This window comes from Salmonella sp. 32120201201600049SM (genome assembly GCF_017572835.1).
Lineage (GTDB): Bacteria > Pseudomonadota > Gammaproteobacteria > Enterobacterales > Enterobacteriaceae > Salmonella > Salmonella enterica.
Genome location: NZ_JAGESA010000016.1, coordinates 23,869 through 46,330, shown reverse-complemented (window position 1 = coordinate 46,330; position 22,462 = coordinate 23,869). Strand labels below are relative to the sequence as shown.

General features: G+C 53.3%; 22 protein-coding genes, 1 pseudogene and 1 riboswitch. Of the genes and pseudogenes, 6 read left to right on the top strand and 17 right to left on the bottom strand.

Features of this window, described 5'->3' with window-relative positions; all coding sequences use genetic code 11:
• Positions 1–7: 7 nt before the first annotated feature.
• The 3 genes from J4650_RS21270 to J4650_RS21260 are packed head-to-tail and all read left to right on the top strand — an operon-like array spanning position 8 to position 2,966.
• Complete coding sequence (locus tag J4650_RS21270; protein ID WP_000192039.1) at positions 8–766, top strand: endonuclease/exonuclease/phosphatase family protein; 759 nt, start codon at positions 8–10, stop codon at positions 764–766.
• On the top strand, positions 763–2,004 hold the full coding sequence (gene clsB, locus J4650_RS21265; RefSeq protein WP_023994030.1) for a cardiolipin synthase ClsB: 1,242 nt from the start codon (positions 763–765) through the stop codon (positions 2,002–2,004). The genes J4650_RS21270 and clsB overlap by 4 nt, the downstream gene beginning before the upstream one ends.
• A complete protein-coding gene (locus J4650_RS21260; protein ID WP_023994031.1) occupies positions 2,004–2,966 on the top strand; it encodes a YbhN family protein in 963 nt (320 codons plus the stop codon). Before clsB ends, J4650_RS21260 begins: the two co-directional genes overlap by 1 nt.
• A gap of 2 nt (positions 2,967–2,968) precedes the next feature.
• Here J4650_RS21260 and J4650_RS21255 read toward each other — a convergent pair whose 3' ends face one another.
• From J4650_RS21255 to moaA, 9 genes are all read right to left on the bottom strand, one after another.
• A complete protein-coding gene (locus tag J4650_RS21255; RefSeq protein ID WP_001052196.1) occupies positions 2,969–3,529 on the bottom strand; it encodes a hypothetical protein in 561 nt (186 codons plus the stop codon).
• Between the two features lie 7 nt (positions 3,530–3,536).
• On the bottom strand, positions 3,537–4,145 hold the full coding sequence (locus tag J4650_RS21250; protein WP_023994328.1) for a hypothetical protein: 609 nt from the start codon (positions 4,143–4,145) through the stop codon (positions 3,537–3,539).
• 23 nt (positions 4,146–4,168) lie between these two features.
• Positions 4,169–4,876 carry a Bax inhibitor-1 family protein gene (locus tag J4650_RS21245; protein ID WP_023994327.1) on the bottom strand — a complete coding sequence of 236 codons (708 nt, stop codon included), beginning with the start codon at positions 4,874–4,876 and terminating at the stop codon, positions 4,169–4,171.
• Positions 4,877–5,021: 145 nt separating this feature from the next.
• Complete coding sequence (locus tag J4650_RS21240) at positions 5,022–5,726, bottom strand: Bax inhibitor-1/YccA family protein (RefSeq protein WP_000373611.1); 705 nt, start codon at positions 5,724–5,726, stop codon at positions 5,022–5,024.
• A gap of 47 nt (positions 5,727–5,773) precedes the next feature.
• Positions 5,774–6,226, bottom strand: coding sequence for a molybdopterin synthase catalytic subunit MoaE (gene moaE, locus J4650_RS21235; protein ID WP_000545202.1), 453 nt, complete (start codon positions 6,224–6,226; stop codon positions 5,774–5,776).
• A gap of 1 nt (position 6,227) precedes the next feature.
• Positions 6,228–6,473 (bottom strand): molybdopterin synthase sulfur carrier subunit, encoded by a 246-nt coding sequence (moaD, locus tag J4650_RS21230; protein ID WP_000598596.1) that lies wholly within the window; start codon positions 6,471–6,473, stop codon positions 6,228–6,230.
• On the bottom strand, positions 6,466–6,951 hold the full coding sequence (gene moaC / locus J4650_RS21225; RefSeq protein ID WP_000080894.1) for a cyclic pyranopterin monophosphate synthase MoaC: 486 nt from the start codon (positions 6,949–6,951) through the stop codon (positions 6,466–6,468). The genes moaD and moaC overlap by 8 nt, the downstream gene beginning before the upstream one ends.
• Before the next feature lie 2 nt (positions 6,952–6,953).
• Entirely contained in the window at positions 6,954–7,466 is a 513-nt protein-coding gene (moaB, locus tag J4650_RS21220; RefSeq protein WP_000084604.1) for a molybdenum cofactor biosynthesis protein B, read from the bottom strand.
• 21 nt (positions 7,467–7,487) lie between these two features.
• Positions 7,488–8,477 carry a GTP 3',8-cyclase MoaA gene (moaA, locus tag J4650_RS21215; protein ID WP_000168181.1) on the bottom strand — a complete coding sequence of 330 codons (990 nt, stop codon included), beginning with the start codon at positions 8,475–8,477 and terminating at the stop codon, positions 7,488–7,490.
• Positions 8,465–8,609: riboswitch (molybdenum cofactor riboswitch) on the bottom strand. (Overlaps the previous gene by 13 nt.)
• 264 nt (positions 8,610–8,873) lie before the next feature.
• Here moaA and yvcK point away from each other — a divergent pair.
• Positions 8,874–9,782 carry a uridine diphosphate-N-acetylglucosamine-binding protein YvcK gene (yvcK, locus tag J4650_RS21210; RefSeq protein ID WP_001246033.1) on the top strand — a complete coding sequence of 303 codons (909 nt, stop codon included), beginning with the start codon at positions 8,874–8,876 and terminating at the stop codon, positions 9,780–9,782.
• A 91-nt stretch (positions 9,783–9,873) separates the two neighbouring features.
• Here the strand turns inward: yvcK and slrP are convergent, their stop codons facing one another.
• From slrP to bioB, 7 genes and pseudogenes are all read right to left on the bottom strand, one after another.
• Entirely contained in the window at positions 9,874–12,171 is a 2,298-nt protein-coding gene (gene slrP, locus J4650_RS21205; RefSeq protein WP_023994034.1) for an SPI-1 type III secretion system effector E3 ubiquitin transferase SlrP, read from the bottom strand.
• Positions 12,172–12,178: 7 nt separating this feature from the next.
• Positions 12,179–12,353 (bottom strand): annotated as a pseudogene (locus tag J4650_RS22910) (hypothetical protein).
• Between the two features lie 308 nt (positions 12,354–12,661).
• Positions 12,662–14,683, bottom strand: a complete 2,022-nt coding sequence (gene uvrB / locus J4650_RS21200; protein ID WP_000042502.1) for an excinuclease ABC subunit UvrB — start codon at positions 14,681–14,683, stop codon at positions 12,662–12,664.
• Between the two features lie 650 nt (positions 14,684–15,333).
• Positions 15,334–16,020 (bottom strand): dethiobiotin synthase, encoded by a 687-nt coding sequence (bioD, locus tag J4650_RS21195; protein WP_001616933.1) that lies wholly within the window; start codon positions 16,018–16,020, stop codon positions 15,334–15,336.
• Positions 16,013–16,768: a malonyl-ACP O-methyltransferase BioC gene (bioC, locus tag J4650_RS21190; RefSeq protein ID WP_000079914.1), complete on the bottom strand. Its 756-nt coding sequence runs from the start codon at positions 16,766–16,768 to the stop codon at positions 16,013–16,015. The genes bioD and bioC overlap by 8 nt, the downstream gene beginning before the upstream one ends.
• Positions 16,752–17,909 (bottom strand): 8-amino-7-oxononanoate synthase, encoded by a 1,158-nt coding sequence (gene bioF, locus J4650_RS21185; RefSeq protein ID WP_023994035.1) that lies wholly within the window; start codon positions 17,907–17,909, stop codon positions 16,752–16,754. The genes bioC and bioF overlap by 17 nt, the downstream gene beginning before the upstream one ends.
• Positions 17,906–18,946, bottom strand: coding sequence for a biotin synthase BioB (gene bioB / locus J4650_RS21180; RefSeq protein ID WP_000090729.1), 1,041 nt, complete (start codon positions 18,944–18,946; stop codon positions 17,906–17,908). The genes bioF and bioB overlap by 4 nt, the downstream gene beginning before the upstream one ends.
• Before the next feature lie 86 nt (positions 18,947–19,032).
• Between bioB and bioA the strand changes: the two genes are divergently transcribed.
• Together bioA and J4650_RS21170 are read left to right on the top strand one after the other, a co-directional pair.
• A complete protein-coding gene (gene bioA / locus J4650_RS21175; RefSeq protein WP_000205503.1) occupies positions 19,033–20,322 on the top strand; it encodes an adenosylmethionine--8-amino-7-oxononanoate transaminase in 1,290 nt (429 codons plus the stop codon).
• A 57-nt stretch (positions 20,323–20,379) separates the two neighbouring features.
• A complete protein-coding gene (locus tag J4650_RS21170; RefSeq protein WP_000767403.1) occupies positions 20,380–20,856 on the top strand; it encodes a kinase inhibitor in 477 nt (158 codons plus the stop codon).
• 84 nt (positions 20,857–20,940) lie between these two features.
• Here the strand turns inward: J4650_RS21170 and hutH are convergent, their stop codons facing one another.
• Positions 20,941–22,461: a histidine ammonia-lyase gene (gene hutH, locus J4650_RS21165; protein WP_023994036.1), complete on the bottom strand. Its 1,521-nt coding sequence runs from the start codon at positions 22,459–22,461 to the stop codon at positions 20,941–20,943.
• Position 22,462 lies beyond the last annotated feature (1 nt).

Here is a 22,462-nt window from a genome sequence, read left to right as displayed (position 1 = left end):
GAAGAAAATGACTCAACACACGCGAAATTTTTCATTCAAAGTGCTCACAATTAATACGCACAAAGGTTTTACCGCCTTTAATAAACGCTTCATCCTGCCGGAGCTGCGCGACGCCGTCAGAACGGTCGGCGCCGATATCGTCTGTCTGCAAGAAGTGATGGGCGCGCATGAAGTACATCCGCTGCATATCGAAAACTGGCCGGACACTACCCACTATGAATTTTTGGCCGACACCATGTGGAGCGATTTCGCCTATGGCCGCAATGCGGTCTATCCGGAAGGCCACCACGGTAACGCGGTTCTTTCTCGCTATCCCATTGAACATTATGAAAATCGCGACGTCTCGGTCGGCGGTAGCGAAAAACGCGGCGTGCTCTATTGCCGCATTACGCCGCCCATGCTCAACCGCCCTATCCACGTCATGTGCGTACATCTCGGCCTGCGGGAGAGCCACCGCCAGGCGCAGTTAACCATGCTGGCGGGATGGGTGAATGCCTTGCCGGAATCAGAACCGGTGCTGGTGGCCGGAGACTTTAATGACTGGCGGCAAAAGGCCGGCCCGCCGTTAAACGCGGCCGGGCTGGAGGAGATATTCACCCGTGCCCATGGCCGACCGGCGCGCACATTCCCGGTGAGTATGCCGCTGCTGCGACTCGATCGTATTTACGTCAAGAATGCGAACGCCAGTTCTCCTACGGCGCTACCGCTGCGGAACTGGCGACATTTATCAGACCATGCCCCCCTTAGCGCGGAGATCCATCTATGAAATGCGGCTGGCGTGAAGGTAATCAAATTCAGCTACTGGAAAACGGCGACCAGTTCTATCCTGCCGTGTTTGAGGCTATCGCTCAGGCACAGCAAAAAATCATTCTGGAAACCTTTATCTTATTTGAAGATGAGGTGGGTAAAAAACTCCATGCCGCTCTGCTAAAAGCCGCACAGTGCGGCGTAAAAGCCGAAGTATTACTCGACGGCTACGGCTCTCCCGATCTCAGCGACGCGTTTGTCGGCGAATTAACCTCGGCGGGCGTGATTTTTCGCTATTACGATCCCCGCCCGCGTCTACTGGGGTTGCGAACTAATATCTTCCGCCGAATGCACCGCAAAATTGTGGTGATTGATGATCGTATTGCCTTTGTCGGCGGCATTAACTACTCCGCCGAACATATGTCGGATTACGGCCCGCAGGCGAAACAAGACTACGCGGTACGGGTCGAAGGGCCTGTTGTGGCCGATATCCTGCAATTCGAAGTCGAGAATCTGCCGGGGCAAAGCCCCGCGCGCCGCTGGTGGAAGCGCCATCATCAGGCCGAAGAAAACCGCCACCCCGGCGAAGCGCAGGCGCTGTTTGTCTGGCGGGATAATGAAGAACACCGCGACGATATCGAACGTCATTATCTGAAAATGCTGACCCAGGCAAAGCGTGAAGTGATTATCGCTAACGCCTATTTTTTCCCCGGCTATCGCTTGCTCCACGCAATGCGTAAAGCCGCCCGCCGTGGCGTAAGCGTAAAACTGATTGTTCAGGGGGAACCAGACATGCCGATAGTCAAAGTCGGCGCGCGGTTGCTCTATAACTATCTGGTGAAGGGCGGCGTGCAGGTTTATGAATACCGACGCCGTCCGCTGCATGGCAAAGTGGCGCTGATGGACGATCACTGGGCCACGGTAGGGTCGAGTAATCTCGATCCGCTCAGCCTGTCGCTTAACCTTGAAGCTAACCTGATCATTCACGATCGTACTTTTAACCAGACCCTGCGCGATAACTTACAAGGCATCATCGTGAACGATTGTAAGCAGGTCGATGAGTCTATGCTGCCGAAACGCACCTGGTGGAACCTGACCAAAAGCGTGCTGGCGTTCCACTTTTTACGTCATTTCCCGGCGCTGGTCGGCTGGCTACCTGCGCATACCCCGCATCTGGCGCAGGTTCCCCCGCCTGCCCAGCCGGAAATGGAAACCCAGGATCGCGTTGATCCAGAAAATACAGGAGTGAAGCCCTAATGGCTAAATCGCATCCGCGCTGGCGGCTGGCTAAAAAAGTGCTGACCTGGCTGTTTTTTATTGCGGTCGTCGTTCTGCTGGTGGTTTATGCTAAAAAGGTCGACTGGGGCGATGTCTGGACCGTCATCCGCGACTATAACCGCACGGCGCTTTTAAGCGCTGTAGGACTGGTGATCGTTAGCTATCTTCTGTACGGCTGCTACGACCTGCTTGGACGGCTTTATTGCGGCCATAAACTGGCGAAGCGACAGGTGATGTTGGTATCGTTTGTCTGCTATGCCTTTAACCTGACGCTCAGCACCTGGGTCGGCGGGATCGGGATGCGTTACCGACTATACTCTCGCCTCGGGTTGCCCGGCAGTACTATCACGCGCATTTTCTCACTCAGCATTACCACTAACTGGCTGGGCTATATTCTGCTTGGCGGCATCATTTTTACCTTCGGCATTGTCCAGCTTCCCGACCACTGGTATATCGATGAAGGCACGCTACGTATTCTCGGTATCGTTTTATTGTTGATTATCGCGGTCTATCTGTGGTTTTGCGCCTTTGCAAAGCGGCGGCATATGACGATTAAAGGGCAGAAACTGGTGCTGCCGTCATGGAAATTCGCGCTGGCGCAGATGGCGATCTCCAGCGCGAACTGGATGGCGATGGGCGCCATCATCTGGCTGCTGATGGGTCAGGATGTGAACTATTTCTTTGTACTGGGCGTACTGCTGGTGAGCAGTATCGCGGGCGTCATCGTGCATATTCCGGCAGGCATCGGCGTGCTGGAGGCCGTATTCCTTGCGTTGCTGGCGGGCGAACATACGTCGCAAGGCGCGATTATCGCCGCCCTGCTCGCGTACCGCGTGCTTTACTATTTTATTCCCCTGCTGCTGGCGCTGGTGTGCTACCTGATCCTGGAGAGCCGGGCGAAGAAGCTGCGGGCGAAAAACGAGCGGGCGATGGCGAAATAAATTTAAGCAGATGCGTTTTCGCTTTCCAGCACAACGCGTTTTATCCGGTAAAAATAAACATATGCTGAGAAAAAAGACGTATTCATCTGTAAGCGGGAAAAAAGCAGCAATGACCAGCTAAACAGCAGCAGGAGCACTTCGTGAAACTCGCCCATGAATACTGATGACAGGGTACAGAACGTTGCCAACGTAACGGAAATAATGGCCAGCAATAGCGCATAGCGGTAAATAATGACCCCGCTCATTCTTCCTTTAAGCAGGAGCTGATTTGACGGGGTAAGAAAAGCGATATAGCCCACGGCCAGGAAGAAGACCAGCTCCAGATGCTTTTTATTGTGCAGCTCAAACTGCGCAATAACCATGTTTATACTGACGATCCATGTCATGGTCATCATGATCGCCGTAAGCCCAATAACGCCTCCGTGAGGAATACCTTGTTCATACCAGTTTTTTTTGTAGTGGCTGGCCGGATACACAGGTAACTTAATTTCTGGCGGGATCAACTGCCCTTTTTTCACCAGCTCCGCCAGTGTTTTTCCTGTTAGCCACGTCATCAGGTTCATGGGCTTATCATTTCCTTGTCTGTGAGGTGAGATATTTTTGTAATGCGACTCGCACTAATCGATGCCCCAGGCAGAAACGAATCATCATCGTAAACGTTTCGCCATTCATCACCCAGCGGCAAAGCACAACCATAATAATCGCGATAACCAGATCACTCTTTAGTTCGCTATTTTGATGGCACAACACGTCAAATAATCCAGTACCGCAGAGCATAATATTTAATAAAAACAGTAAAACGCAGAGGCGCAACCCCAGGATAAAACCTTTGGCAATAAGCCATACCTCAGCCATAACACATAGCATCATACCTATAGCACTGCCAAAATAAATAATTATATTTAGTGGCCAATACAGGATAAACTTATCAAAAACAAAATGCGCACTGCACACACCTCCCACAAGAAGCATAAAACTAAACGCGCAAACAGGCGCAGGATTAGGTAATGAATGTTCCCATGACAATCCGGTAATGAAATGAGAAATCAGCGCTGGCGGGCATTTCTGATTAAAATCCTCGCCGCCATTTTTAATGGCGCGAGTGACGTCTTTAGCTTCACAAAACGCTAACCAAAATTGTTTGCCACATAATTTACTCATTATACCCATCATCACCAACCTGAATAAAAAACCTGCAACGCCTACGGCCTGAAAGATAATAGTATTTCCAGAATCATCAAAATGATATAACGACACAGCGTAACCACAGCATTAATAATGCCAAGGTAAAGCGTCAGCGCGCCAAATAAAGCGCAACGAGACAGGGATGAAAACTCGCTGTGGTATAACATGCGGGCATAACCATGAAGTGTCGATTTTTCTAGTGCTGTAATCAATGTCCATACCAATACCGTCAGCATACTGACTATCCAGACCAGAGTGCTACTGGCCACCAGGCTATTGACAACTATCGCAGCGATGATCCCGCTTACCGCCATAAAAATTAACGGCCTGAATAGACCAGAACTGATATTCAGGTAGAAAATAAATAAGGCATTAAGACTAAACATGATTCCAACAATCACGAAAATGGTCGCGCCACCTGAGAAAAGGTAAGCTAATGACACGCCGGTAAGCGTAATGATGGCAATATATATCAACGTTGCGACAACAGTGCCAAAGCGGGAAAGGCAGGTAACGGCCCCATACCCCAGGCCAGGCAAAAGTGCTGATATCCACAAAACAACAACAGGTTGAACGTGGGTTATCAAAAAATGAGTATACAACGTTAACCATATAATGCCGGCGGTACACCATAGTCCCAACGCAGTATACCAATAGGTAAGGGATAACATTGTCGCGGGAATAAATGCTATTTGCCGTATACGTATTGCAGCCAGAGGTCCCACTTGTCATTTATCACTCTTCACATGATCACGGTGATAAGAATGGCAAGCGCAGGAAAACATTTCTAAGATATTTATGCTGTTTCGCCCTAAATATAGTCCTAAAAAAATCCTGGCGCAGGGCTAGGATTTTAAGAGATCGCTATAATTAGCGGCGATTACCAAAAATACGCAGTAACATCAGGAACAGGTTGATAAAGTCCAGGTACAGCGTTAACGCGCCGAGAATCGAATATTTACGCAGATTAGCGCTATCGCGGGTATCTATTTGCTCGCCGATATTTTTCAGTTTCTGCGTGTCATAGGCGGTCAGACCGACAAACACCACCACCCCGATATAGGTTACCGCCCACATCAGCGCTTCACTCTTCAGCCAGAAATTGACCAGCGACGCCAGAACGATACCAATAAGCGCCATAAACAGCATGTTGCCGAAACCGCTAAGATCGCGTTTAGTGGTGTACCCGTACAGGCTCATGGCGCCAAACATTCCCCCCGTCACCACAAACGTGCTGGCGATAGAGGAGTAGGTGTAAACGATAAAAATACTGGATAACGTCAATCCGGTTAGCGCCGAATAGAGCATAAACAGCGTCGTCGCCATTCCGGCGCTAAGTTTATGCACCAGTCCCGACAGAACAAACACCAGCGCAAGCTGGGCAATAATTAAGCCAAAGAAGGTGATCTTACTGGAAAAGACAAACATCATGACGGCTGGCGTATTAGCCGCATACCACGCGATAAACGCGGTCAGTAACAGTCCGACCGTCATCCAGCCATACACTTGCGCCATATAGGTCTGCAGGCCGGACCGCGCCTGCACTATTGAATCAGATCGTGGAAATCTGTCCATGATGAACTCCTGTGTGGAAATGATACCCTAAAGCGTATCACATTCTGCTACCAACGTTTCGCCAACTGCTGGTCGCTGTCGCGCGCTTCGACCCAGCGATCGCCTTCCGGCGTGGCTTCACGCTTCCAGAACGGCGCACGGGTTTTCAGATAATCCATAATGAACTGACCGGCGTCGAACGCGCTACTGCGGTGCGCGCTGGTGACGCCGACAAACACAATCTCATCGCCCGGCCATAATTCGCCAACGCGATGAATCACCGTGACCCGCCCCAGCGGCCAGCGGGAACGCGCCTTTGCGACGATCTCCGCCAGAGCTTTCTCAGTCATGCCGGGATAATGCTCCAGCGTCAGCGCCTTAACGCTATCGCCCAGGTTATGATTGCGCACTTTTCCGGTAAAGGTGACGACCGCGCCGTCTTCGTCGCGCGCCGCCAGCCAGGAATATTCCTCCCCGACGCTAAACGGCGCAGGGCCGACTACAATTCGCGTTTCGTGCATGTTAGCCCCCCGTGACTGGCGGGAAAAACGCCACTTCATCGCCCGCCGTCAGCGGATGGTCAAAACTTACCAGCGTCTGGTTGACCGCCGCCAACAGCTTGCCATCTTCCAGCGCCAGCGCCCAACGATCGCTCTTTGTCGCCAGATGCTGTCGCAGCGACTCAACGGTGGAAAAATCTGCTGGAAGATCCAGCGCGTCAGTTCCTGTAAGCTCGCGAACCTGGGCGAAGAAAAGCACTTTAATCATGCGCATCCACCTTAAAATCCCCCGATTTGCCGCCGCTTTTCGCCAGCAGGCGCACCGGACCAATTACCATATCTTTTTGTACCGCTTTGCACATGTCGTAGATGGTTAACGCCGCGACGGACGCCGCGGTTAACGCTTCCATTTCGACGCCGGTTTTACCGGTCAGACGGCACAGAGACTCAATACGCACGCGGTTATGCTCCGGCTCGGCCTGAAGCTGAATCTCCACTTTACTTAGCAGTAGCGGGTGGCACAGCGGGATCAGCTCCCAGGTGCGTTTGGCGGCCTGAATACCGGCAATTCGGGCGGTGGCGAAAACATCGCCCTTGTGGTGTTTGCCATCAACAATCATCGCCAGCGTTTCACTACGCATGGTAACGAATGCTTCCGCACGCGCTTCACGAACGGTTTCCGCTTTCGCGGAAACGTCCACCATGTGCGCTTCGCCTGCGGCGTTTATATGGGTTAATTGCGACATCGTTATTTCTTTAAATGAGGGTGAAAATTACATGGGCGTGTACGGGCATCCAGCTGCGGCGCAATGATATTCTCCCATGCGGTTCTGCACGCTTTTGTGGAGCCCGGCATGGCGAAAATCAAGGTGTTATTCGCCACGCCAGCTACCGCGCGCGACTGCAGAGTTGCGGTGCCGATCTCTTCAAACGAGAGCATGCGAAACACTTCGCCAAATCCTTCCACTTCACGATCGAACAGCGGCAACAGCGCTTCCGGCGCCTGATCGCCTTCGGTCAAACCGGTCCCGCCAGTTATCAATACGACCTGCACCTCATCACTGGCGATCCAGGCGGAAACCTGGGCGCGAATCGCGTAACGGTTCTCTTTAACGATGGCTTTCGCCACCACTTCATGCCCGGCCTCCTGCGCCGAATCACGCAGATAATGACCGGAGGTGTCGTCTTCTTCGCCGCGTCGGCTGGAAACAGTAAGAATAGCGATGCGGGTCGGGATAAATTCAGCGCTGACCTGACTCATCTGAAATCTCCTTATTAAGGATTAACCGCCAATGTAAGATAAATTTTGCGTAATACCAGTATTGCTCTGGTGAAGGAAATGGGTCTGCTTTTTCTCCCGCAACGCGTCGGAAATACGTTTCTCAAGCGCGTATTGCTGCGCGTCATCCTGTAACAGGTCGCGTAAACTCACGCCGCCGTCGCCAAACAGACATAAATGCAGCTTACCGACGGACGAAACACGCAGGCGGTTACAGGTGGCGCAGAAATCTTTTTCGTACGGCATAATGAGACCGATCTCACCGGCGTAATCGGGATGACAAAAAACCTGCGCCGGGCCATCGCTACGCTGGCGGAGCTGGTGGATCCAGCCGCGCTTAATCAGCTCGTCGCGTAATACCTGACCCGAAATATGATGTTTGCGGAAGAGATCGCTCCCCTCGCCCGTCTCCATAAGTTCAATGAAGCGTAGCTGAATGGGGCGAGGCTGAATCCAGGCAAGGAAGGTATCCAACTGATGGTGATTCACGTCGCGCATCAGCACGGTGTTGACTTTCACCTTTTCGAAACCGGCGTCAAAGGCGGCATCGATGCCCGCCATCACCTGGCGGAATTTGTCCTGACCGGTAATCGCATGGAACTGACGCGCATCCAGACTATCCACGCTAACATTGACGCCCGTCAGCCCCGCTTCGCGCCAGTTCGCGGCATCGCGCGCCAGTCGATAACCGTTAGTGGTCACCGCGATCTGGCGAATAGCATCATTTTCACCCACGGCGGCAATGATGTCGGTAAAATCGCGGCGTAATGAAGGCTCGCCGCCGGTAAGACGCACCTTCTCCGTGCCAAGACTGGCAAAAGCGCGCGTAACGCGACGAATTTCATCGACGGTAAGGAAACCGTTGTTAGTGACGCCGCCAGGTTTGTAGCCATCCGGCAGACAGTAGGTGCAACGAAAGTTACACACATCGGTAATCGACAAACGCAAGTAGTAAAACTTACGCGCGAAAGCATCGGTAAGTTGTGAAGCCATGTACACCTTTCCAAATACGGGAGGCGGAGTCATTTCTTCCTGCGCCCTGGTGGCAAACGTTAAACGTTGTCACGGCCAAAGCACCGTATCAAAAATGACCCAGGTGCAGAGGCTAGAGTGTTTACTGTGGTTACGCCGATACTAGCGTGTAAATGACAATTTCGCCATCACGCTTTCGCTATATAAACATATACATAGCGATATGATCGTGCTATTTAGCGACAGAATACGTGAAAATCACACTTTTACATTGATATATGTCATTTAGCCGTGGTAACGCCCTCGCTATAAAGGGGTAGTCGGGAATAATTAATTGTCTTTTAGCCGGTCGGCTAATTGCTGAAAACCCGCGACTTGCGCTACTGTAGCGCTGCTTATTTGACTTCAGGAATTTTTATGCGCAATCGTACGCTGGCTGACCTTGATCGTGTCGTTGCCCTCGGCGGAGGGCATGGATTAGGACGCGTCCTCTCCTCGCTTTCTTCATTAGGTTCGCGCCTGACCGGCATTGTGACTACCACAGATAACGGGGGGTCAACTGGCCGTATTCGCCGCTCGGAAGGCGGGATCGCCTGGGGCGATATGCGCAACTGTCTGAATCAGTTAATTACCGAACCTAGCGTCGCGTCCGCTATGTTTGAGTATCGTTTTGGCGGTAATGGCGAACTTTCTGGTCATAACCTCGGAAATTTGATGTTAAAGGCGTTAGATCACCTGAGCGTGCGGCCTCTGGAAGCGATTAATTTAATTCGTAATCTGCTTAAAGTGGACGCGCAACTGATCCCGATGTCGGAGCTACCGGTAGATCTGATGGCGATTGACGATCAGGGGCATGAGATTTATGGCGAGGTGAATATCGATCAGTTAGCGACTCCTCCGCAGGAGATCATGTTAACGCCAAACGTTCCGGCGACGCGGGAAGCGGTACAGGCCATTAATGACGCGGATCTGATTCTGATTGGCCCTGGCAGTTTTTATACCAGCCTGATGCCTTGCCTGCTGCTGGATGAACTGGCGCAGGCGCTGCGGCGCACCCCGGCGCCAATGGTGTATATCGGCAATCTGGGTCGCGAACTGAGTCTGCCCGCCGCCAGTTTAACGCTGGTCGATAAGCTGGCGATGATGGAGCAATATATTGGCAAAAAAGTCATTGACGCAGTAGTGGTTGGGCCGCGAGTTGACGTCAGTGCGGTGAACGATCGGCTGGTGATTCAGGAAGTGCTGGAGGCCAGCGATATCCCCTATCGCCACGATCGTCAGTTATTACACAATGCGCTGGAAAAAGCGCTACAGGCGTTGGGTTAAGCCCATTTACCGACGACGCTGCGCTTATCAGAAGCCTGTTTACACCGAAGGGTAAACAGGCTCTCTCCCCCTTCTGATAAACTACGTTCAGCTATCGCCAGTAGGCGCTCATGAGCGAGCTCAACTCTTTTTTCAGCAATATATTCTCCATGATCTCAGTAAAGAGGGTCTGATTGATCTCTTCCATTATTTTTATCCCAATAGCACGCTCTGCATCCATCTGTACCTCAGTAGTACGCTCTGCGTCAGAGTCGTCTGCTATTCTTAAATCTTCCAGTTCAGCATTGACCCGGCTCTGATACTCATCCGTTTCAATACACTCATCCCTTTTAGCCATCCTTTCACGCCACTCTTCTGGCGCTATGCGCTCCAGCACTTTATGCCACGGCCCCCACAGCGCAAACCATTTGTGAAAATCCCTATTTTCAGCCATTTTTATCCTTATTTCCGCCTCGTCCAGGTCAGACTCAGTGATACCCGAAACGTTATAAAATCGCATATCCCGGGTCATTGTTGTCAGCGACAGCGACTCTCGTAACTGATTCTGAAACCCCAGAAATACTTCGACTTCGTCAATAAAAAACAGCCGTTTTACCTTTTCTCTGGCGAGCGATTCTATTTGCTCCAGCCGAAAAATTTCACGCCCCGCCATAATCAGTTCCGCTAAGTGGCTATCAAAGGCGCCTCTTTCAGCATCATGAACCAACGTCGCTTCCTGCATTTGGTGGTATGCCAGTGTGACCCGATCTTCACAGCTTATCGTTGCATCCATCGCTATAATAAATGCGGTTTCTCTTAGTGCGCTATCTTCAGCCAGGCGCATTAGCCAGGCGGAGACTTGTTCCTTAAAATCCGGGTGTCGGGTGTTCTGCGTATCGCTAAGACGATCCAGAAACATGCTGAAGGCTGCCGCGTTTACTTCCGTCTCAAACGCCCGCCATTGGTTGACGTCTTCCTCCTCGAGATTGGTTAGCCACCCCTGGACAGCTTGATGCAGTGGTCGAGTTACCCGAACAATTGAAAAGTCGCCCATGGCAAACAATACCCGGGGTCCCTGATAATCTACAGAGGACATTAGCCGCTGCATATTCTGTATTGTTCGTTCTGAAAAAGGATTATATTCTACGATTATTCTTGTAGGTTGAGGTCCTTCACCACGAAAATGGGGTAACGACTCCGGGAGACGGACCAGGTGATTGCGAGAGGCCTGCATTATTTGTAATGCCGCCGGGAGGTTTTCCGGTAGATTACTCAATGCGTTACGGGAAACGTCCAGCGTTGTTATCGTGGGAGGTAGTGTTTCAGGCAGAACAGTAATCTGATTTTTACTTACATCCAGGAACTGTAATTCTGGTGGTAACGATGCGGGCAGACTGGTTAAGGCATTTTCGCCGGCCTCCAGATTTTTCAGGCCCGGTGGCAATGTTTCAGGCAGAGCGGTTAACGAATTACTCTGCACATTCAAATGGGTAATCCCTGACGGAAGATGTTCTGGCAGTGTCCTTATGCTATTGTCATAAACGCTCAGGTACCGAAGTTCCTCAGGTAGATTTTCAGGTAAGCAACTAATTTTATTATGGAAAAGATCCAGCGATTGAAGCGCTGAAGGCAAACGTTCCGGCAATTCAGTAATACGGTTAATGCTCAGCTCCATTTCCTGTATGGTATCCGGTAACGTGGCAGGGATACTGGTTAGCTGATTACTGCTGGCATACAGGGTCTTTATATTTCCCTGTAAATTTTCCGGCAAACTTTTCAGTTCATTGTTATCGAGTATCAGAGTAGTTATCTGCTCAGGAATATAGGCAGGTATAGTGGTAAGTCCTAATATTTTCAGACGAAGTTCCGTCTTATTATTTTTCAGGCAGTCACGCATCCGTTGTACGGCTTCTTCACGATTTGCTGCCTCTTTCGCTGGCGCCTCTTTTACCCACTCAGACCAGATTAACTCATAATTCACAGCATCTTTGGAGCCGGAAGCGCTACTCGCCTGCTCGCTTTCTGTCACACGGGTATAGGTGACTGACTTTCCCCCTCCCTCAACGGTATAGCCCTCTGTATTAAAAACTATAGACAGAATTTCCTGACTATTTTCACTCAAAATACAGTATTGGTCTGCCCCTCCTCTACTATACTGAATATTATCCGCATACGCCGGGAAAGCTAACATCCTTAAACATTCAAACTTGCTTTTGATCTCTTCTGGCGAGGCGGTTTCAGGTGGATGACAAAGATAAGCGATGCAGTTTTGTGCTTCAACCTGATGTTCTGAAGAGAAAAAGGCACTTATTTTATTCCATATCTCTTCTTTTAAAGGCACCTCTGTTGAGGCCTCATTGCTAATACTTTGATGCCTTGCCGTAGATTGTATATTAGTAATATTAAACATATTTTCCCTACCTGATCTGAACGTAACCTAAAGTAACAGATAAGGATATTCTCAACTTTAAATAAGAGGTCACAGTCGTCATTATTTCGGACAAATCATTCAGTATTTGCAGCGCTTGACTTATAAATGCTCACGCTTCTATCACCTCTTTTTTTACGTAGGATGATGTTATCTGTTGCCATGACACGATTTCAACGAACTCACATAAGATTAAAATGACGATCATAAGGATAGCTATACCGATAATACGGGGCGTTTTTTTTCATAGCCGAGGAGAGAGGGAAAATTAGCGTTGAGTTCAGCCTCAACGCTAATTTTCTTCAGTTGTGATTAAACTAGCTACCCCATTGATGTTTTGAGTTTTTCGACAATCTCGTTAGTCAAAGCCTGTCACTGTTTTTCATTCCTGACTGACTTAGCCCTTACTATTGCACTGAAATTCTCAAAAGCGAGCCATGGTAACGATGACTCGCTGGCGATCGACACATTGTCAGGACGCCGCGATAAACAACTCGCGTAACTGGTGCAACTGGTCGCGAATTTGCGCGGCTTCTTCAAACTCCAGATTTTGCGCGTGCTGCATCATTTGCCCTTCCAGTTCATGAATTTTCTGCTGCAACGCTTTCGGCGTCATATCCAGTTCGACAATTCCGGCTTTTGCCGTAGAACGGCCCTTGCCTTTCCCCTTCGCTTTGGTTTTCGCAATGTTCTGCCCCAGCGCCAGGATGTCGACCACTTTTTTGTTCAGCCCCTGCGGAGTGATACCGTGCTCTTCGTTGTACTTCTGCTGCTTCTCGCGACGTCGCTCGGTTTCGCCAATCGCCTTCGCCATCGACGGCGTGATTTTATCGCCATACAGAATCGCTTTACCGTTAACGTTACGCGCCGCGCGCCCTATGGTCTGAATCAGGGAGCGCTCGGAGCGCAGGAAGCCCTCTTTATCGGCGTCCAGAATCGCCACCAGCGAGACTTCCGGCATATCCAGCCCTTCGCGCAGCAGGTTAATCCCCACCAGAACGTCAAACTCGCCCAGACGCAAATCGCGGATGATTTCCATGCGCTCCACGGTATCAATATCTGAGTGCAGGTAACGCACGCGCTCGCCGTGCTCTTCCAGATATTCGGTCAAATCTTCCGCCATCCGTTTGGTAAGCGTAGTGACAAGGACACGCTCATTAATGGCCGCACGCTGACGAATTTCGGACAGCAGATCGTCCACCTGGGTCGCCACCGGACGCACTTCAATAATCGGGTCCAGCAGCCCGGTCGGTCGCACGACCTGATCCACCACCTCATCACCAGATTTTTCCAGCTCATAGTTGCCGGGCGTGGCGGAAACATAGATAGTTTGCGGCGCTAAGGCTTCAAACTCCTCAAACTTCAGCGGACGGTTATCCAGCGCCGAAGGCAGACGGAAGCCATACTCGACCAGCGTCTCTTTGCGCGCCCGGTCGCCGCGGTACATGCCACCTATCTGCGGGATGGTGACATGAGACTCATCCACCACCAGCAGTCCGTCGGCGGGCAGATAATCGAACAAGGTTGGCGGCGGTTCGCCCGGCCCGCGGCCCGACAGAAAGCGGGAATAGTTTTCAATGCCTGAGCAGTAGCCCAGCTCGTTCATCATCTCTAAATCGAACTGCGTGCGCTGGCTTAATCGCTGCTCTTCAAGCAGCTTATTATTCGCCAGCAAGACCTTACGCCTGTCCGCCAGCTCATCTTTTATCTCTTCCATCGCCTGCAGAATACGCTCGCGCGGCGTTACGTAGTGCGTTTTGGGATAGATAGTATAACGTGGCACCGTTGACTCTACCTGCCCGGTTAACGGGTCGAACAGCGACAGGCGTTCCACTTCTTCATCAAACAGCTCAACGCGTAGCGCGATGTCGTCAGATTCAGCCGGGAAGATGTCGATCACTTCGCCGCGCACGCGAAAGGTACCACGCTGAAAAGCTTGATCGTTACGGGTGTATTGCAATTCCGCCAGCCGACGCAAAATCGCGCGCTGGTCAATCAGCATTCCCACCGTCAGATGCAGCATCATTTTCAGGTAGAGATCCGGATCGCCCAGACCGTAAATCGCGGACACGGAAGCCACCACCACGACATCGCGTCGCTCAAGCAACGCTTTCGTTGCCGACAACCGCATTTGCTCAATATGTTCGTTTACCGAAGCGTCTTTTTCGATAAACGTATCCGAACTTGGCACATACGCTTCCGGCTGATAGTAGTCATAGTAGGAGACGAAATACTCCACCGCGTTTTCCGGGAAAAACTCTTTCATTTCGCCGTAGAGCTGCGCCGCCAGGGTTTTATTGGGCGCAAGCACCATCGTTGGCCGCTGCAAGTCCGCAATGACGTTGGCAATGGTGAATGTCTTCCCGGAGCCGGTCACGCCCAATAACGTCTGATGCGCCAGCCCGTCCTCCAGCCCCTCTTCCAGACGACGTATAGCGTCCGGCTGATCGCCAGAAGGTTTAAAAGCGGAATTCAGTTTGAACGGTTTACTCATGAGCGGCTACCTGAAGGAGTGAGCGGGCAGGGGTGTAATTTTACTCTCGACGGTGAATATTGCCAATAAAAAATACTGGATGAAAAAACAGTAACACTCCAGTGTATAATGGCTATCGGCAGATACCCCACGCTATTTAGAGGTAAAACATAGACAGTCGCGGGGTAAAATTCCAGCAGTGTGCTGGTTATCCCCAGACCAGAGTCTTTTTTAACATTTGTCAAGTCGGATGATGAAAGTTTTATGTCAACGTATCCCCCTTCCTTTACAACCATTGATTTTATATAACTTGCTGTCTGAAAAGGGATATTTTCTCAAGCCGTCTTTCGCGCCAATTTAGTCGCAGGCCGCGTCGCCTCTCGCTTACGTTGTGTTTTCTAACTCTAATACACAAGGTTATCCACAGGAATAGTGGATAACTGCTTCCAGCCCGTATCCCCTGCCGCCTGGCAAAATCAGCCCCTGATGTTTTCGCCGGGCGATAAAAAAAAATTATCGCTATTTTTGGCAGATTATTGGCTAACGAGAAGGGAAAAATTGAGGCGTAGACGCTCACATTTTGCACATTTTTAGCATGGAGACGTCAGGAGGGTCTGGCGAAAGAACAGCAGGATCGTCAGATCCTGCAAGAAGGCGGTTTTTAAGTGCGGTCAGGCGCGTTCCAGGGGGCTGAGGTCCAGATACTGTCCTGTCGCCGCCTGCGATGGAGAAATGCCCAGCCACGGGATTTCCCCTAACAGCGGGGCCGGTATGACGCGGCGAAGCGTCGCGAGATATTCACCATGACGCGCGCCCGGCGGCTGTATGTCGTTGGCTATCCATCCGACAAGTGGTAATCCGGCCTGTTCTACCGCCAGCGCCGTCAGCATGGCGTGATTAATACAGCCCAGCTTGACGCCAACAACCAGAATCACCGGCAGCTGCTCCGTCTGTACCCAGTCGGCAAACGTCAGCGTGGCAGAGAGCGGTGTAAACCAGCCGCCCGCCCCTTCTGTCAACACCCAGTCTGCCTGCGCCTCCAGCGTTCGTAATCCGCGTGATAACACCGCCGCGTCTATCGCCCGGCCTTCGTCGGCGCTAACGATGTGGGGAGAGGTAGGCTCGGCAAAAGTATAAGGATTGATAGCGGAATAAGGTTGCGGCAGGCTGCTGTTACGCTGCAAGGCCAGGGCATCGCTATTGCGTAGCCCGTCGGTTGTCATTTCGCTGCCGGAAGCGACGGGCTTATAGCCTACGGTTTGATAACCTAACTGCGTTGCGGCCTGCAATAAGGCGCAACTGGCAACCGTTTTACCGACTTCAGTATCAGTACCGGTCACAAAATAGCGTTTAGTCACGTTCAATCACTCCCATAAAAAGGTGGTACGTCAGCGGATATTTCCCCTGCCGCTGCGGCCATGCCAGTTGAATCTGTCTAAGCCGGGCGCGGGTTAATACATCCGTCTCCCGCCCTTCATGAAGATGGGTGGCGCCAATGCCTTTGAGCGAACGCATCGCGCTCAGGGCATCCTCAAACCACAATGTCATCGCCTGAGTATGACGAGACGCCCGCCAGCCGCGTAGCGCGTGGTCAATGGCCTCTTCCGGCAAAAAGCTATTCGCGTGAGCGCGATTATCGACGGCCTGCCATGCCTGACGCAGCTCCGGCAACGACCCCTGGCACAAGGTGGTAAACGCCACCACGCCGCCGGGCCGTACAACCCGATACAACTCGCTCAACGCATCACGTAAATCGCCGCACCACTGGACCGCCAGGTTGCTCCAGGCCAGGTCAAAAACTTCGGCGTCATGGGGAATCGCTTCGATATCCGCCAGCAAATAGTGATGCGCCGCCTGACGATCGCGAGCCTGTTGCAGCATCGGCAGCGAAAGATCCAGGGCGGTCACTTCGCTCCCCCGCTCTCGCCAGTAACGACTCATACGTCCGGGGCCGCAGCCTGCGTCCAACACACTAGCAAACTGGCGGCCTGTCAACAGCGTCAGCAGCGCATCCGCGCTGTGTTGCTGTAAAGAGGCGTGCTGTTCATATTGCGATGCGGCCCGGCCAAACGCCGCCGCAATAGCCTGCTTATTCACCTGCGCCATGCAGCACCTCCAGCAGACGGTCTATATCGCACGCTTCATGCGCCTGCGTTAACGTTAAGCGCAGGCGCGCCGTACCGACAGGCACCGTCGGCGGACGAATCGCCGTCGCCCAGCATCCTTGTTGACGTAGCGCCTCCGCCAGGCGCAATGCACGGCTGTTATCGCCCACGATTAACGGCTGGATGGCGCTATGGGCATTCAGTAGCGTAAATCGGGACGCGTTAACGCCGGCCCGAAAGCGCTGAACCAGAGCGGCGAGTTTTTCGCGCCGTTCACGACCTTCATCGCTACGGATCACCGCCAGCGAGGCGCTTAACGCCTGCGCCTGGGCGGGCGGCATACTGGTGCTGTAAACCAGATGACGGGCGAATTGCAGCAGATAATCCGCGACGCTTTCCGAGCAGAGCACCGCTGCGCCGCTGACGCCAAACCCCTTACCGAAAGTCACCACCAGCAACTCAGGCTTCACCCCCCGTTGCCAGCAGGTGCCCCTCCCCTCATCGCCAGTCACGCCGATGCCGTGCGCATCATCAACCAACAGCCAGGCATGATGCCTGCGGGCAATGTGCTGGATTTCCGCCAGCGGCGCGCTGTTGCCGTCCATGCTGTATACACCTTCTGTCACCACCAGTTGCTGACCCACGCAGGGCGATTGCAGTAAACGCGACAGATGCTGCGTATCGTTATGGATAAAGCGGCGAAGCTGCGCCGGACTCAGATTAGCGGCTTCCAGCAGGGAAGCATGACTCAACCTGTCGGCCACAATCCGGTCATTTTTTTTCATTAAGGCGGTAATGACCGCCTGATTCGCCGCAAAGCCAGAGATAAACAGCAGCGCGCGTGGATATCCTAACCATTGCGCCAGTTCCTCCTCTAACGCCTGGTGCGCCACGGAATAACCGCTGATATGACCCGACCCGCCGCTGCCGACGCCAAAACGCGTCGCTGCCTGTTGCCAGGCGCGAATAATCTGCGGGTGTTGACTTAAGCCGAGGTAATCATTGCTGGAGAAGTTAAGATACTGTCGCCCGTTCGCTACCAGCCAGCGTCCGGCGCCCTGCGATACCACATAGCGGCGGCGCAACGTATCCGTCGCCCGACGCGCCGTCAGCGCATCGTCGACGCGTTGTTGCCAACTCATAAGGCTGCCGCGTTGTAATAATCATCGGTGTCAGGCGTCATCAGCGTCTGCTCCAGACGTTGCTGCTGCTCGTTATCGCCCGCCAGCACCCTGGTCTGCTGCGGATTCAGCCCCAGCTTACGGAATAACTGCAGATCCTTGTCCTCTGCCGGATTTGGCGTAGTTAACAATTTGCAGCCATAGAAAATCGAGTTCGCCCCGGCCATAAAGCACATCGCCTGAGTCTGCTCGTTCATCTGTTCACGTCCTGCGGAAAGACGCACGTATGAGGTCGGCATCATGATGCGCGCTACGGCGATAGTACGAATAAAATCAAACGCATCCACGTCATCGTTATCCGCAAGCGGCGTGCCTTTTACCTTCACCAGCATGTTGATTGGCACGCTTTCCGGCGGCGTAGGCAGGTTCGCCAACTGCAACAACAGTCCGGCGCGATCGGTAACCGTTTCGCCCAGACCCACAATGCCGCCGGAGCACACTTTAATCCCTGCTTCACGGACTTTTTCCAGCGTGTCGAGGCGCTCCTGATAGGTACGGGTAGTGATGATATTGCCGTAAAACTCCGGCGAGGTATCGAGGTTGTGGTTGTAGTAATCCAGCCCGGCGTTAGCCAGACGCTGCGCCTGGCTCTCGTTCAACATGCCGAGCGTCATACAGGTTTCCAGCCCCATCGCTTTGACGCCCTGTACAATCTTCTCCAGATAAGGCATATCGCGTTCATGCGGATTCCTCCAGGCCGCCCCCATACAGAAGCGGGTCGAACCGGCGTTTTTCGCTTTACGGGCGGAGTCCAGTACCTGCTCCACTTCCATTAAGCGCTCGGCTTCCAGCCCGGTTTTATAGCGCGAGCTCTGCGGGCAGTATTTACAATCCTCCGGGCAGGCGCCGGTTTTGATCGACAGCAGCGTACTAACCTGTACCTGCTGCGGATCGAAATGCTGGCGATGAATTTGCTGCGCTTCAAACAGCAATTCCAGCAGTGGTTTTTCAAATAATTCGGTTACTTGCGACAGTGTCCAGCGTGGGTGGCGAGCCATCGGGCTTCTCCAAAATATGTTGTTTGTTTTTGATATGGTGTAGACTCGTAAACCTAAATCTTTTTAATTTGGTTTACAAGTCGATTATGACAACGGACGATCTGGCCTTCGATAAACGCCATATTTGGCATCCTTACACTTCCATGACCTCGCCGCTGCCGGTATATCCCGTTGAGCGGGCCGAAGGCTGCGAGCTGGTTCTCGCCTCGGGCGAACGCCTGATTGAGGGGATGTCCTCCTGGTGGGCGGCCATTCATGGTTATAACCACCCGCAATTGAACGCGGCGATGAAAGCGCAAATTGACGCCATGTCGCATGTCATGTTCGGCGGCATAACCCATCAACCTGCGGTGAATCTGTGCCGTAAGCTGGTCGCGATAACGCCTGAGCCGCTGGAGTGTGTCTTTCTGGCCGACTCTGGTTCGGTGTCGGTAGAAGTGGCCATGAAGATGGCGCTGCAATACTGGCAGGCGCGCGGCGAATCGCGTCAGCGTTTTCTGACGTTTCGCCACGGTTATCATGGCGACACGTTCGGCGCGATGTCGGTGTGCGATCCGGATAACTCCATGCACAGCTTGTGGAAAGGCTATCTGCCGGAAAATCTGTTCGCGCCGGCGCCGCAAAGCCGGATGGATGGCGAATGGGATGAAAGCGACATCGCGCCATTTGCCCGCCTGATGGCCGCGCATCGTCATGAAATAGCCGCCGTGATTCTGGAACCTATCGTTCAGGGCGCGGGCGGGATGCGCATATATCATCCACAATGGCTCAGGCGTATTCGTAACATGTGCGATCGCGAAGGCATTCTGCTGATTGCCGATGAAATAGCCACCGGGTTTGGCCGTACCGGCAAACTGTTCGCCTGCGAGCATGCCGGGATCGCACCGGATATTCTGTGTCTCGGCAAAGCGTTAACCGGCGGCACCATGACCCTCTCGGCAACGCTCACGACACGCCAGGTTGCAGAGACTATTAGCAACGGCGAGGCGGGATGTTTTATGCATGGCCCGACGTTTATGGGGAATCCGCTGGCCTGCGCCGTCGCCTGCGCCAGCCTGACGCTGCTGGAAAGCGGCGAATGGCGTCAGCAGGTGGCGTCTATCGAGTCTCAGTTACGCGCTGAGTTAGCCCCCGCGCAAAGTTCGCCCTGGGTGGCGGATGTGCGGGTGTTGGGCGCGATTGGGGTGGTTGAAACCACGCATCCGGTCAATATGGCGGCGCTTCAACGCTTCTTCGTCGGGCAAGGCGTCTGGATCAGGCCGTTCGGCAAGCTAATCTACCTGATGCCGCCCTACATTATTCGTCCGGATCAACTGCGCCGTTTGACCCAGGCGGTCAATGACGCAGTACACAATGAAACATTTTTTAGCCATTAATCAGCGGTAAGCGATGCTGCTTCTGGCTACACTTCTGGTGAGTCAAAAGGAGAGCGCATGAAACTTATCAGCAACGATTTGCGCGATGGAGATAAACTTCCTCATCGCCACGTTTTTAACGGTATGGGCTATGATGGCGATAATATTTCGCCGCATCTGGCCTGGGACGACGTGCCGATGGGCACCAAAAGTTTTGTCGTGACCTGTTACGATCCCGACGCGCCGACCGGCTCCGGCTGGTGGCACTGGGTGGTGGTGAACCTCCCGGCGGATACGCGCGTACTGACCCAGGGGTTCGGCTCAGGCCTGGTGGCCGTACCAGACGGCGTCATTCAGACGCGTACCGATTTCGGTAAAGCGGGCTACGGCGGCGCGGCGCCGCCTAAAGGGGAAACGCACCGCTATATCTTTACGGTTCACGCGCTGGACGTCGAGCGTCTTGACGTTGATGAAGACGCCAGCGGCGCGATGGTCGGCTTTAACGTGCATTTCCATTCGCTCGCCAGCGCCTCGATCACGGCGATGTTCAGTTAAACGCTGTGCCGGATGGCGGCGTAAACGTCTTACCCTGCCAACGGGTTGGGTAAGCCGAATACGCGCCGCGCCATCCGGCAGCATTCACATAAAGTCCGGCACCAGACGCTGTAACGCGCCTTGCGCCAGCAGCGCCGTCGCACACTCAATATCGGGCGCGAAAAAACGATCCTGCGTATAGTGCGCCACCTGCTCGCGCAGTGTCTGCCGCGCCTGTTCCAGTAACGGGCTGGAGGTTAACCCTTCCCGTAAATCTATCCCCTGACAGGCAGCCAGCCACTCCACGGCAATGATGCCGCGGGTATTCGCCGCCATTTCCCAGAGTCGCCGCCCTGCCGCCGGGGCCATTGAGACATGATCTTCCTGATTCGCCGAGGTCGGCAGGCTATCCACGCTGTGCGGGTGCGCCAGCGCTTTATTCTCGCTGGCGAGCGCCGCGGCGGTGACCTGGGCAATCATAAAACCGGAATTAACGCCGCCATTTTTTACCAGGAACGGCGGTAACTGCGACATATGTTTATCCATCATCAGCGCGATGCGCCGCTCCGATAGCGCGCCGATTTCCGCTATCGCCAGCGCCAGATTATCCGCCGCCATGGCAACCGGTTCAGCATGGAAGTTACCGCCGGAGATCACCTCCCCCGCATCGGCAAAGACCAGCGGATTATCGGACACCGCGTTGGCCTCAGCCAGCAGTACCTCTTTCGTCTGACGTAACTGGGTCAGACAAGCGCCCATTACCTGCGGCTGGCAGCGAAGGGAATACGGGTCCTGAACTTTATGACAGTGGTGATGTGATTCAGCAATGGCGCTGGTATCGGTCAGCAGGTGCCGGAACAACCGCGCGACGTCAATTTGCCCCTGTTGTCCGCGCGCGGCATGAATGCGCACATCAAAAGGACGGCGCGATCCCAGTACGGCTTCGGTGGTCAGCGCGCCGCAGACAACGGCGGAGGCAAATAACTCCTGTGCCTCAAACAAACCGCGCAGCACGAAGGCCGTTGACGCCTGGGTGCCGTTAAGCAGCGCCAGCCCCTCTTTGGCCGCCAACGCGACAGGCTCCAGTCCGGCCTTTTTTAGCGCCGTCTGCGCCGGAAGCCATTCGCCCTGCCAGCGCGCTTTTCCTTCGCCAAGCAGCGTCAGCGACAGATGCGCCAGCGGCGCTAAGTCGCCCGACGCGCCAACCGAGCCTTTTGCCGGAATCAGCGGATACACGCCGGCATTCACCAGAGCGATGAGCGCTTCTATCACGCTCAACCGAATCCCGGAAAACCCGCGCGCCAGACTATTGATTTTCAATACCATGATCAGACGCACCATCGCGTCATCCAGTGGGTCGCCTACGCCCGCGGCGTGAGACAGCACCAACGATCGCTGTAGATTTTGCAAGTCTTCATCAGCGATGCGCGTCTGCGCCAGCAGGCCGAAACCGGTGTTGATGCCGTAGGCGGTACGCCCTTCGGCAACGATATCATTGACGCACGCGACGCTGGCGTTAATGCCGTCAATGGCGCTGGCGTCCAGCCGAAGCTGTACCGGATGACGCCAGATATCGTACAGTTGAGAGAGACTTAACTGCCCCGGAGTGAGTGTCATGGTGTTCATA